The 11,104-nt window shown below is 73.4% G+C and carries 11 protein-coding genes; 6 read left to right on the top strand and 5 right to left on the bottom strand.

Features of this window, described 5'->3' with window-relative positions; all coding sequences use genetic code 11:
• Window positions 1-678: 678 nt before the first annotated feature.
• Window positions 679-1,068 (bottom strand): DUF6325 family protein, encoded by a 390-nt coding sequence (locus ACZ7IF_RS20930; protein ID WP_470973267.1) that lies wholly within the window; start codon window positions 1,066-1,068, stop codon window positions 679-681.
• A 97-nt stretch (window positions 1,069-1,165) separates the two neighbouring features.
• On the opposite strand from ACZ7IF_RS20930, the gene ACZ7IF_RS20925 reads away from it, so the two are divergent.
• Together ACZ7IF_RS20925 and ACZ7IF_RS20920 are read left to right on the top strand one after the other, a co-directional pair.
• Window positions 1,166-2,593, top strand: coding sequence for an FtsW/RodA/SpoVE family cell cycle protein (locus ACZ7IF_RS20925; protein WP_470973264.1), 1,428 nt, complete (start codon window positions 1,166-1,168; stop codon window positions 2,591-2,593).
• Complete coding sequence (locus ACZ7IF_RS20920; protein WP_470973261.1) at window positions 2,590-4,056, top strand: penicillin-binding transpeptidase domain-containing protein; 1,467 nt, start codon at window positions 2,590-2,592, stop codon at window positions 4,054-4,056. Before ACZ7IF_RS20925 ends, ACZ7IF_RS20920 begins: the two co-directional genes overlap by 4 nt.
• 53 nt (window positions 4,057-4,109) lie before the next feature.
• On the opposite strand, the gene ACZ7IF_RS20915 is transcribed toward ACZ7IF_RS20920, so the two are convergent.
• Window positions 4,110-5,216 carry a ferritin-like domain-containing protein gene (locus ACZ7IF_RS20915; RefSeq protein ID WP_470973258.1) on the bottom strand — a complete coding sequence of 369 codons (1,107 nt, stop codon included), beginning with the start codon at window positions 5,214-5,216 and terminating at the stop codon, window positions 4,110-4,112.
• A 182-nt stretch (window positions 5,217-5,398) separates the two neighbouring features.
• Here ACZ7IF_RS20915 and ACZ7IF_RS20910 point away from each other — a divergent pair, with 182 nt between their 5' ends.
• From ACZ7IF_RS20910 to ACZ7IF_RS20900, 3 genes are read left to right on the top strand one after another with little or no spacing between them, the layout of a single operon-like run.
• Entirely contained in the window at window positions 5,399-6,328 is a 930-nt protein-coding gene (locus ACZ7IF_RS20910) for an AurF N-oxygenase family protein (RefSeq protein WP_362467201.1), read from the top strand.
• Window positions 6,329-6,350: 22 nt separating this feature from the next.
• Window positions 6,351-7,064, top strand: a complete 714-nt coding sequence (locus tag ACZ7IF_RS20905) for a TetR/AcrR family transcriptional regulator (RefSeq protein ID WP_470973253.1) — start codon at window positions 6,351-6,353, stop codon at window positions 7,062-7,064.
• Window positions 7,065-7,074: 10 nt separating this feature from the next.
• The gene (locus tag ACZ7IF_RS20900) at window positions 7,075-7,347 is read left to right on the top strand and encodes a hypothetical protein (protein ID WP_470973250.1); all 273 of its coding nucleotides are present in this window, start codon (window positions 7,075-7,077) and stop codon (window positions 7,345-7,347) included.
• 62 nt (window positions 7,348-7,409) lie between these two features.
• On the opposite strand, the gene ACZ7IF_RS20895 is transcribed toward ACZ7IF_RS20900, so the two are convergent.
• From ACZ7IF_RS20895 to ACZ7IF_RS20885, 3 genes are all read right to left on the bottom strand, one after another.
• Entirely contained in the window at window positions 7,410-8,642 is a 1,233-nt protein-coding gene (locus tag ACZ7IF_RS20895; RefSeq protein ID WP_470973246.1) for an ATP-binding protein, read from the bottom strand.
• Complete coding sequence (locus tag ACZ7IF_RS20890; protein ID WP_470973244.1) at window positions 8,639-9,373, bottom strand: hypothetical protein; 735 nt, start codon at window positions 9,371-9,373, stop codon at window positions 8,639-8,641. The genes ACZ7IF_RS20895 and ACZ7IF_RS20890 overlap by 4 nt, the downstream gene beginning before the upstream one ends.
• 97 nt (window positions 9,374-9,470) lie before the next feature.
• Window positions 9,471-10,109 (bottom strand): hypothetical protein, encoded by a 639-nt coding sequence (locus ACZ7IF_RS20885; RefSeq protein ID WP_470973240.1) that lies wholly within the window; start codon window positions 10,107-10,109, stop codon window positions 9,471-9,473.
• Between the two features lie 184 nt (window positions 10,110-10,293).
• Here ACZ7IF_RS20885 and ACZ7IF_RS20880 point away from each other — a divergent pair, with 184 nt between their 5' ends.
• Window positions 10,294-11,088: a nuclease-related domain-containing protein gene (locus ACZ7IF_RS20880; RefSeq protein WP_470973237.1), complete on the top strand. Its 795-nt coding sequence runs from the start codon at window positions 10,294-10,296 to the stop codon at window positions 11,086-11,088.
• The last annotated feature ends 16 nt before the right edge of the window (window positions 11,089-11,104 follow it).

Below are 11,104 nucleotides of genomic sequence, written 5' to 3'. Positions count from 1 at the left end.
CAAGGGTCGCCGAAGGCGATCACGCAGTGACGCGACCGAAGGGAGCGCCCTTGAGGGACCGGCCCGACACGGAAGGACGATGGGACTGACGGGAAGCCCCCAAACCAGCCATGAGACCGCCCCGCTACCCCTCCGCCCCCGCACCCCCGCCCCCCAGCAGGCGGGCCTTCGCCCTGGTGAACTCCTCCCGGGTCAGGAGGCCCTCCCGGGTCAGGTCGGCCAGTTGGGTCAGCTCCGTCACCAGGCTGCCGGGCAGTGGTGGAACCGCCGGGCCGCCCGGGCCTGGGGCGGAGGGGGTCTCCGCCGGAGCCGGCTGCGGTTCTTCCTCGGCGGCGGGGGCCGGACCGGGCTCCTCCTCCCAGGGTTCCCCGCCCCCGGCCTCCCCTGCATCCCCACCCCCCACCCGATCCCCAAACCGATCCCCCACCCGATCCCCAAACCGATCCCCCACCCGATCCCCAAACCGATCCCCCACCCGACCCCCGAACTCATCCCCCACCCGATCCCCGAACTCGTCCCCGTACTCGTCCCCGAACCCCTCCACCACCGCATCCCCGCTGTCCTCCGCCTGGGCCCACTCCGCCGCGCCCGCCGCCCGTCGCAGCAGGCCGCGCAGGAGCGGGCGGCCTGCCGGGCGGACCGCCGCCTTGACCGTGACGCCCACCGGCCGGATGAACATCACGCCACCCCCACCCGTTCCGCCGGGATCCGGACCGAGCCGACGATCCGCCCGCCCGCCGCCCGTACGGCGATGGCCGCGTCCTGGGCCCAGACGTGTTCGACCACCAGCAGCAGCGCGCAGCTGCCCCGGTCCAGGAGTTCCGCCGCCTCGTGGACGTCCTCCGGGCCGATCAGCCGGGCCACGTCACGGCCGGCCAGGATGCCCCGTAGCTCCACGAACTCGTCGAACTCCGCCGCCAGTACCTCCCCCGATGCCGTCTTCGTCGTGACGAGGCCGTCGATCAGCCGGACCACCCCGGTCTTCCGCAGCCCCATCACGGCCTCGACCGCCGGGACCCGGAGCTGTTCCTCCGGGAAGGCGAGGACGATGAATTCCACAGGTCCCATGCGCCGGGGCTCCTCACTCCTGACCGTTTCTGACGACTCTTCGGCACCCTATGACATAAGCGGACATACCAGCCGCGACCTTGCTACGTTTCCCCATATGACCGCTCTGACGGCGAAGGTGACGGAGCCCGCTCCGCCCCCGCCCCCCGACGCCCGCGCCGCCAAGCGCCGCGGCATCGAGCTGACGCTCCTCGCGGGCGCGGTCCTGATCTCCGTACTGGGCCACCTCTACGTGGGCCTCGCGGCCGACGGAAAGACCAGCCGGCCCGCCGCCCCCTACGCCGCCGGGCTCGGCGGAGCCGCGCTGCTCGCGCACCTCGCCGTCCGGCTCAGGGCCCCGTACGCCGATCCGCTCCTCCTGCCCATCGCCGTCCTGCTCAACGGGCTCGGCCTGGTCCTCATCCAGCGCCTCGACCTGGCCACCCCCGGGGAGCCCGGGGCGGGGGCCCAGCTGCGGTGGTCGGCGCTCGGGGTGGTGCTGTTCGTCCTCGTGCTCGCCCTCCTGCGCGACCACCGGACGCTCCAGCGGTACGCCTACCTCTCCGTCACCGCCGCCCTCACCCTCATGCTGCTCCCCGTCTTCTTCCCGGCCGTCAACGGCGCCCACATCTGGATCCGCTTCGCCGGGCTCTCCTTCCAGCCGGGGGAGTTCGCCAAGATCCTGCTCGCCCTCTTCTTCGCCGCCTACCTCGCCGCGAACCGCACCGCCCTCGCCCTCACCGGCCGCCGGCTCTTCTGGAAGCTCCGCCTCCTGCCCGGCCGGGTGCTCGGGCCGATCCTCGCGATCTGGCTGCTCAGCGTCGGGGTGCTCGTCCTGGAGCGGGACCTCGGGACCTCGCTGCTCTTCTTCGGCCTCTTCGTGATCATGCTGTTCACCGCGACCGGGCGGATCGGCTGGATCGCCATCGGGCTGCTGCTCGCCGCCCTCGGGGCGTACGCCGTCGGGACCTTCGAACCGCACGTGCACAGCCGCGTGAACGACTGGATGAATCCTTTCGCCTCCATCGAGCGCGGCGACGGTCCCGGCCAGCTCGCCCAGTCCCTCTTCGCCTTCGCCGCGGGCGGCCTGCTCGGCGCCGGCCTCGGACACGGCCAGTCCTTCCTCATCGGCTTCGCCGCCAAGTCGGACTTCGTCCTCGCCACCGTCGGCGAGGAGCTCGGCCTCGTCGGCCTCACCGCCGTCCTGCTCCTCTACGGGCTCCTCGTGTCCCGGGGCTTCCGCGCCGGCCTCGCGCTGCGCGACCCCTTCGGGCGGCTGTTCGCCACCGGGCTGGCCTCGATCGTCGCCCTCCAGGTGTTCGTCATCGCGGGCGGCGTCACCGGCCTGATCCCGCTCACCGGCATGGCCATGCCCTTCCTCGCGCAGGGCGGGTCCTCCGTGGTCACCAACTGGATCATCGTCGCCCTGCTCGTCCGGCTCAGCGACAGCGCCCGCAGACCCAGACCGGAGCCCGGACCGGAGCCCGGACCCGGCCGCGGGACCGGCCACGGGACGGGCCCCGCGGCGGGGGAGGGTCCCGCGTGATCCGCTACATCCGCTGGTGCGCGTACTTCTGCGCCCTGCTGCTCGCCGCGCTGCTGGCCAACGTCGCCCGGGTGCAGGTGTGGGAGTCAGCCGCCTACGGGGCGAACCCCGCCAACAAACGTCCCGCCATCGAGCGCTACGCCGAACCGCGCGGGGACATCCTGGTCGACGGCCGGCCCGTCACCGGCTCCCGCGACAGCGGCCAGCTGCTGCGCTACGAGCGGACCTACACCGACGGCCCCCTCTACGCGCCCGTCACCGGCTTCTCCTCCCAGACGTACGGGACCAGCTTCGTCGAGCGGGCCGAGGACGCCGTCCTCTCCGGCACCGACCCGGGACTGTCCGCCTTCCCGCTCTGGTACGACCTCTCGCGCGGCCGCCCCGGCGGCGGCAACGCCGCGACCACCCTGCGCGCCGCCGTGCAGCAGGCCGCGTACCGGGGTCTCGGCGGCAAGCGGGGCGCGGTCGCCGCCGTCGAGCCGGCCACGGGCAGGATCCTGGCCCTGGTCAGCAGCCCCTCGTACGACCCGGGCCTGCTCTCCGGCACCGGTACGCGGGTCAAGGCGGCCTGGGAGCGGCTGAACGCGGACCCCACCAGGCCGATGCTCAACCGGGCGCTGCGCGAGACCTATCCGCCGGGCTCCACCTTCAAGATCGTGACGGCGGCCGCCGCCCTCGACGCGGGCGTGGTCACCGACGTGGACGCCCCGACCCGGACCCCGGACCCGTACCCGCTGCCCGGCACCAGCACCCTGCTGCCGAACGCGGCCACGGGCTGCGCGGAGGCCTCGATGGCGGAGGCGGTGCAGTGGTCCTGCAACACGGTGATGGCCGACATCGGGGTGCGGGTCGGCCTGCGGGGGATGGCCGAGGCGGCGGCCCGCTTCGGCTTCAACGACGGGGGGCTGCGGGTGCCCTCGTGGGTGTCGCGGTCGACCTTCGACACCGACATGAGCCCCGACCAGCTGGCGCTGTCCTCGATCGGACAGTTCAACACCAAGGCCACCCCGTTGCAGATGGCCATGGTCGCGGCGGCGGTGGCCAACGGGGGCGAGCTGCGGACGCCCTACCTGGTGGACCGGACGACCCGGGACGACGGCTCCCTGGTGCGGCGCGCCGACCAGCGCACCCTGAGCCGGGCGATGAGCCCGGCCACGGCGCTGCGCGTGCAGGAGCTGATGGTGAAGGTGGTGGAGGACGGCACGGGGCGCAACGCGGCGATCCCCGGCGCGCGGGTCGGCGGCAAGACGGGCACCGCGCAGCACGGCGTCGGCAACGCCGGCACCCCCTATGCCTGGTTCATCGCCTGGGCCCGCGGGCAGGACGCGCCGCAGCCGGCGGTCGCGGTCGCGGTGGTGGTCGAGGACGCCTCGGCGGTGCGCGGGGACATCAGCGGCAACGGCGCGGCGGCCCCGATCGCGCGGGCGGTGATGGAGGCGGCCCTGCGGGCCGACACCCCGTAGGCCTGCGCCCGCTTGGCCCGCCTAGGCCTGTGCCTTTCTGGGCCTGCGCCCTGCTACGCCCCGGCGCCCTCCTGGATGGCGGCCTCCACCTCCGCCACCCGCTCCCGCTCCTCGGCCGCGAAGCGTTCGCGGTCCAGCGACTCGGCGATCTCCTCGTCCTCGGTCATCAGCAGGTCGAGGTTGGAGTCGCCCATCTCGAAGACCCCCATCTCCAGGTACGCCTTCTGCAGCCGGTCCCCCCAGAGCCCGATGTCCTTGACGCACGGCACTATCCGGCTGAACAGCAGCTTCCGGAACAGGTGCAGGAACTCCGACTGCTCGGTGTACTCCACCGCCTCCCGCTTCGGGATGCCGAAGTCCTCCAGCACCTCCACCCCGCGCAGCCGGTCGCGCATCAGGTAGCAGCCCTCGATGACGAACTCCTCGCGCTCGCGCAGTTCGGCGTCCGTCAGCTGCTTGTAGTAGTCGCGCAACGCCATCCGCCCGAAGGCCACGTGGCGGGCCTCGTCCTGCATCACGTACGCGAGGATCTGCTTGGGCAGCGGCTTGTCGGTGGTGTCGCGGATCATCCCGAAGGCGGCCAGCGCCAGCCCCTCGATGAGCACCTGCATGCCGAGGTAGGGCATGTCCCAGCGGGAGTCGCGCAGGGTGTCGCCGAGGAGCCCCTGGAGGCTGTCGTTGATCGGGTAGAGCATCCCGACCTTCTCGTGCAGGAAGCGCCCGAAGATCTCGGCGTGCCGGGCCTCGTCCATGGTCTGGGTGGCGGAGTAGAACTTCGCGTCCAGGTCCGGCACGGATTCCACGATGCGCGCCGCGCACACCATCGCGCCCTGCTCGCCGTGCAGGAACTGGCTGAAGTTCCAGGCGCTGTAGTGCCGGCGCAGCTCACCCTTGTCCCGTTCGGTCATCTTCGCCCAGTGCCGGGTGCCGTGGAGCGTCAGCATCTCGTCGGGGGTGCCGAGGGGGTCGTACGGGTCCACCTCGATGTCCCAGTCGATGCGCTTGGCGCCGTCCCACTGCTTGTCCTTGCCCTTCTGGTACAGCGCGAGGAGGCGGTCGCGCCCCCCGTCGTACTCCCAGCTGAAGCGGGCCGCGCCGGAGGCGGGGACCGGCCACACGGCCTCGTCCGGGGCCCGGGTGTAGAGCTCGTGCGTCGACACTGACGCCTCCTCGTCTCGCGTACTGCGTCTCGCGTACTGCCTTGCGGGAGTGGACAGTTGGCAGCGTCACACGTTGGTAGACGCGGGGTCAACAAGTCGTGCGCGAGGGATTGACGGCCTTGCTGACAAGGAGTCTCATAAGGGGTGACCGTAGGTAACCCGACCGCGAGGTGCCCGAAGCCATGACGACAGTGACGGAACGAGCCGCGCTGAGGGACGCCCTCGGCCTCCTCAAGGACCGCGAGCAGATCGCCGAACGACTCCTCGAATCCTCCGCCAAGCACTCCTTCGACCCCGACCGGGAACTCGACTGGGACGCCCCGCCGATCGACGGCAAGTACTACTGGCCGCCCGAACTGCTCTCCCTCTACGACACCCCGATGTGGAAGAAGATGGGCGAGGAGCAGCGCATCGACCTCTCCCGCCACGAGGCGGCGTCCCTCGCCTCCCTCGGCATCTGGTTCGAGATCATCCTCATGCAGCTCCTGGTCCGGCACATCTACGACAAGTCGCTGACCAGCAACCACGTCCGGTACGCGCTCACCGAGATCGCCGACGAGTGCCGGCACTCGATGATGTTCGCCCGCATGATCCAGAAGGGCGGAGCCCCCGAGTACCCGGTCACCCGGCTCAACCACAACCTCGCCCGCATCCTCAAGACGGTCTCCACCACCCCCGGCTCCTTCGCGTGCACCCTCCTCGGCGAGGAGATCCTCGACTGGATGCAGCGCCTGACCTTCCCGGACGAGCGCATCCAGCCCCTGGTCCGCGGCGTCACCCGGATCCACGTCATCGAAGAGGCCCGGCACGTCCGCTACGCCCGCGAGGAACTGCGCCGCCAGATGCTGACCGCCCCGCGCTGGGAGCAGGAACTCACCCGGATCAGCTGCGGCGAGGCCGCCCGCGTCTTCTCCGTGGCCTTCGTCAACCCCGCCGTCTACGAGAACGTCGGCCTCGACCGGCGCGAAGCCGTCGCCCAGGTCAAGGCCAGCGGCCACCGCCGCGAGGTGATGCAGACCGGCGCGAAGCGGCTCACCGACTTCCTCGACGACATAGGCGTCCTGCGCGGCGTCGGCCGCAGGCTCTGGCGCAGCTCCGGCCTCCTCGCGTAGGCGGGTCGTCTACTCTGCGGGCATGACCGTACGGGCGTACCGCAGACTGAGCGTCGAGGAGCGGCGGGCCCAGCTCCTCGACGCCGCGCTGTCGTTGTTCGCGCACCGTGCCCCGGAGGAGATCTCCCTCGACGACGTCGCCGAGGCCGCGGGCGTCTCGCGCCCGCTGGTCTACCGCTACTTCCCGGGCGGCAAACAGCAGTTGTACGAGGCCGCGCTGCGCTCGGCGGCGGACGTCCTCGAACTCTGCTTCGCCGAACCCCAGACCGGCCCGCTGACCCAGCGGCTGTCCCGGGTCCTGGATCGCTACCTGTCCTTCGTCGACGAGCACGACGCCGGCTTCGCCGCACTGCTCCAGGGCGGCAGCGTCGTGGAGACCTCCCGCACCACGGCCACGGTGGACGGCATCCGCCGCGCGGCCGCCGAGCAGATCCTCCTCCACCTCGGCGTCCCCGCCCCGGGCGCGCGGCTGCGGATGATGGTCCGCACCTGGATCACGGCGGTGGAGGCCGCCTCGCTGATCTGGATCGACGAGGGCAAGCAGCCCGAGGTCGCCACCCTCCGCGACTGGCTGGTGGACCAGTTCATGGCCCTGCTCACGGCTACGGCCGCCACCGACCCGGAGACGGCCTCCGCCGCCCGCGCGGCCCTCGCACTGGAACGGCCGGACGGCCCGGCGGGCGTCCTGGCCCGCCGCGTGATCCCGGTGGTCTCCGAGGCGGCCCACCTGCTGTGACACTGGTGGGGTGAGAAGCGAACCGACCCCCTTCGAGGGCGGGCCGATGGACGGCCGCGTCCTCCCGATCCTCGTGGGCCCGACGGGGCACCCGCCGAAGTGGTACGAGATCCCGGTCCCGGCGGCGGACGGCGGCCCCCCGACGGTACTGCTGTACGAGCGCGTGCCGTCGGGGTACACGAGGCGGCTGGGGCTCCAGAAGGGGTGGAAGTACACCTTCTCCCCGACGGGCGAGAAGCCGAAGCTCCGCTGGCCGTGGACGAAGTCCCGCGGCGGCCGCTGAGCCGGGCGCGGCTCGCGGCGGCGGGCCCGCGCCGCGAGCCGCCGTCCCCGCCCGGACAGGACCTAGGGCAACGGCAGGGTCAGGACCGCCTCCGCGCCGCCGCCCTCCGCGTGGCGGAACTCCAGGCGGGCGCCGATCGCCTCCGCCTGGCCCGCCGCGATCGTCAGGCCCAGCCCGTGTCCCTTGCCCCCGCTGCGGAACCGCTGCGGGCCGTCCGTGAGGAGGTACTCCGGGTACCCGTCGCCGTGGTCCCGTACGGTCACCACCGGCCCGTCCACCGTCAACACCACCGGGGCCCGCCCGTGCTTGTGCGCGTTCGCGAGCAGGTTCCCCAGCACCCGCTCCAGCCGCCGCCGGTCGGTCTCCACGTGCGCGTCCCGGACCACGACCACCTCGGTCTCCAGTCCCGACGCCCGTACCACCCGCCGCGCCAGCCGCTCCAGCTGGTGCAGATCGGTGTCCACCCGCTCGTTCCCCGAGTCCAGCCGCGAGATCTCCAGCAGGTCCTCCGTCAGCTGCCGCATCGTGCGCACCCGCTCCCTGACCAGCTCCGTCGGCCGCCCCTCCGGCAGCAGTTCCGAAGCCGCCTGCAGGCCCGTCAGCGGCGTCCGCAGCTCGTGCGCCACGTCCGCCGTGAACCGCTGCTCGCTCTGCAGCTTGCGCTGGAGGGTCCCCGCCATCGTGTCCAGCGCGCCCGCCACCGTCGACACCTCGTCCTGGTGCCGCGAGGGGTCCTCCGTGCGCGGGTCGCCGACCCGCGCGTCCAGGTCGCCCTGGGTGATCCGCCGCGCGACCGCCGCCGTCTGGTGCAGCCGCCGCGTCACCCGCGTCACCGCGAAGGCGCCGATCAGCAGGGTGCCGCCCAGGGCCAGCACCGAGGAGCCGATGATCGCGTTGTCCAGGCCCCGGATGGTCCCCGCGCTCTGCCCGTAGTCGATGAGGGTGGCCAGCGCCCGCCCGTCGGCCGGGGCCGCCGCCCACATCACCGGCCGCCCGCCGACGTCGCCGACGACCGTTCCGCGCCGGCCGCTCAGCGCGAGCGTCCGGAGCTCCGGCGGCAGTCCCGCCGGGTCGAGTCCGGACTGCGGCGGCAGGGCCTCGCCCGCCTCGTACGCGTACGCGGCCTCGTCCAGCTTGTCCAGCGCCTTGTCCCGGGCCGCCGCCACCGTCTGCCGGGTCACCTCCACGTGCACCAGTACGCCCAGCACCGCCGCGAGCGCGCAGCACATCACCACGATGAAGCAGGCGGACTTCCAGGTCAGCGTGGCCGTCCACGCGGGCAGCCACGCCCTCACGGTGCGGCCGACGGGCTGTGACCGCTCGACGGCGATGACGACGGCACCGACGGCGACGTCGGCGCGGCGGGCACCCGTACGATCTGCTCGCGCTCCGGCAGCATCGTCCGCTGCTTCGCGTCCCAGGACCAGGCGGTGATCAGCTCGTAGCCGGGGTTGCCGCTCGGCACGCGCAGGATGACGTCCCGCCCCGCCAGCTCCACGCTGATCACGGTCTCGGTGGTGGCCATGATCCGGTTGAGCCGCCCGCCGGCGTCCACCGTGTACACCCGTACGGACATCATCCTGTCGGGGAACTCGATGCCGATCACCAGCTCGTCCTTGCCGTTCCCGGTGAGGTCCCGGTAGTACGGCTGCCGCACCGGGCACGCCGCCGGGTCCTGCCCCGCCTTCCCGCAGGCTCGGATCGCGGCGGCGGTCTCCGCGGGCATGCCGTCCGCGCCCACGCTGATGTCCGGATGGGCCCGCAGCTCCGCCTGCACCAGCGCGACCGGGTCGACTTCGTGCACGTTCTGGCCGGTGACCTTCGGCAGCCCCCGTACGTACTCCGGTGGCGCTCCCCCCGGATCGGCGGGCGGTACCTCGGCGCCCCGGCGTTCCGGCCACAGGTGTACGGGGCCGCTCGCCGTCGGGGTCGGCCCGGCGGAGGCGAGCCCGCCGGTGTTCCCGCAGGCGACGGCCAGCGGCAGCAGGGCTGCCACCAGCAGCGGTGCGGGAGAGGGCTTTCGCACGTGCGGGGCCCTCCTCTGCGCGCGGCCGGTCGGCGATGGTCGATATCCAGCCAACCTTATGCGCAGCTCGGCCCCATTTGTTCGCCCAGAGCGGCGATCAGCCGTCCGTACGCCCGCGCCGCAGCATCGCGAAGCCCAGCCCGGCGGCGCCGATGGCCGCGATCCCGCCGCCCGCGGCGAGCAGCAGCACGCCGTCGCCCGGCCCGTCGGCCAGCGTGTTCAGCCGCAGCGCCTCGGCGGTCCCGGCGGCACCGGAGCCGCCCTTGACCGGGGTGCCCGCCGGGGTGTCCAGCGAAGCCGGCACGACCTGGCCGCCGCCCCCGCCGCCCCCGCCGTGCCGGGTCCCGGTCTTGTGGCCGTCACCGGCCACGGCGTGGGAGCCGCCCCCGGGCACGGTGTCGCCGACCCAGGAGGAGAGCCGCCCGTCGGGCCGCAGCGCGGCGTGCAGCTCACCGGCGGCGCCGACCCCGGTGGCCCCGCCGCGGCTGGTCAGGGTGGCCACCTTGGCGCCCGCGCGCAGGATCTCGGCCTGGTACGCGTCCTTCGCGAGGCGGTACACCTTCGCGGTCGACCGGCCGTCCGCGAGGGAGATGCTGCTGACCAGGGTCCGCTGCGTGCCGGAGGCGGCCGGCGTCCCGTCGGCGAGCGCGGCGGCGGTCGGCAGCGCCAGCAGTGCGCCGGCGCATGCGGTCACGGCGGTGGCGCGAACGATGGTGCGGCGGCGGGCGGTTTCCACGGGATTCCCTCGGCAATGGTCAGGGCCTGGCGCGTCCAGACGGCACAAAAGTAGGCCCCGGCCGTTGCGGTAGGGCGATGACCTTGTAACAGGAAGGCCGCAGGCACCCGACGGAGCTGTTACACAACCGAGGGATTGCCCGGGGGCGCACCGCCTGCTCCCATGGACGGCGGGGGTGAGGCCGATGCGCGGACTCAAGGTCCTTCCGAGCGGCCGGCCCGGCCGCGGCCGGCTCTACGTCAACCGGCCCGACGGCCAGGCCGTGGCCTGGTACGACCGGCAGACCAACCGGATCAGCGTCCTGGCGGACGACCAGCGCGAGGCGGTACTGGCGGCCCTGCGCCCGTACTTGACCCGCGACTGGACCATCGGCCCGCCCCCGGTGCCCACCCCCGCCGAGCTGCGCGGCCTGAGCCTGCCGCCCGACCGGGACCTGGCTCCGAACCGGCCCGGCGAGACCCTGCTGGGCGAGCTGGCGTACGGCTCACAGGGCAGCCGGGCCCGGCACCGCATGCGGCAGGAACTCCAGGCCCGGCAGCGCACCGGCGCGGAGCTCGACCTGCTGGAGGCGTCGGACTGGCGGGCCCTGCACGACGTCCCCCTGCCCGGTCTGGGGCTGCTGGACCACCTGCTCATCGGCCCGCCGGGCGTCCTCGCCGTCCGTACGGTCCCGGGCCGCCGCCAGCGCGCCCACATCGGGGACCTGCTGCTCACGGTGGGCCGCGCCGACCCCCGCCCCGACCCCCGCTGGATCCGCCGGGCGGCCGCCTGCGCCGCCCGGGTGCTGGCCGCGCCGGTCACCCCGGCCCTCGCCCTGGCGGATGCCTCCCGGGTGGAGGTGGCCCCGACGCAGCGTGACGTCCTGGTCCTCCAGCCCCCGACCCTGACGACCTTCCTGCGGGGCACGCCGACGACCCTCAAACCCCCTGAGATCGAAGCGCTCTTCGCCCTGGCCCGCGCCCGCCCGGCATGGACCTGAGACCTGCCGCGGCCTG

The sequence above is a fragment of the Streptomyces sp. NPDC037421 genome, assembly GCF_055602105.1.
Note: the sequence above shows the minus strand (reverse complement) of the source record. Positions and strands in the feature narration are given on the sequence as shown.

Excerpts from the sequence above, each read along its gene's own strand:
- ACZ7IF_RS20930 (WP_470973267.1), bottom strand. The coding sequence starts at position 1,068 with ATGGGACCTGTGGAATTCATCGTCCTCGCCTTCCCGGAGGAACAGCTC.
- ACZ7IF_RS20905 (WP_470973253.1), top strand. The coding sequence starts at position 6,351 with ATGACCGTACGGGCGTACCGCAGACTGAGCGTCGAGGAGCGGCGGGCC.
- ACZ7IF_RS20910 (WP_362467201.1), top strand. The coding sequence starts at position 5,399 with ATGACGACAGTGACGGAACGAGCCGCGCTGAGGGACGCCCTCGGCCTC.
- ACZ7IF_RS20880 (WP_470973237.1), top strand. The coding sequence starts at position 10,294 with ATGCGCGGACTCAAGGTCCTTCCGAGCGGCCGGCCCGGCCGCGGCCGG.
- ACZ7IF_RS20925 (WP_470973264.1), top strand. The coding sequence starts at position 1,166 with ATGACCGCTCTGACGGCGAAGGTGACGGAGCCCGCTCCGCCCCCGCCC.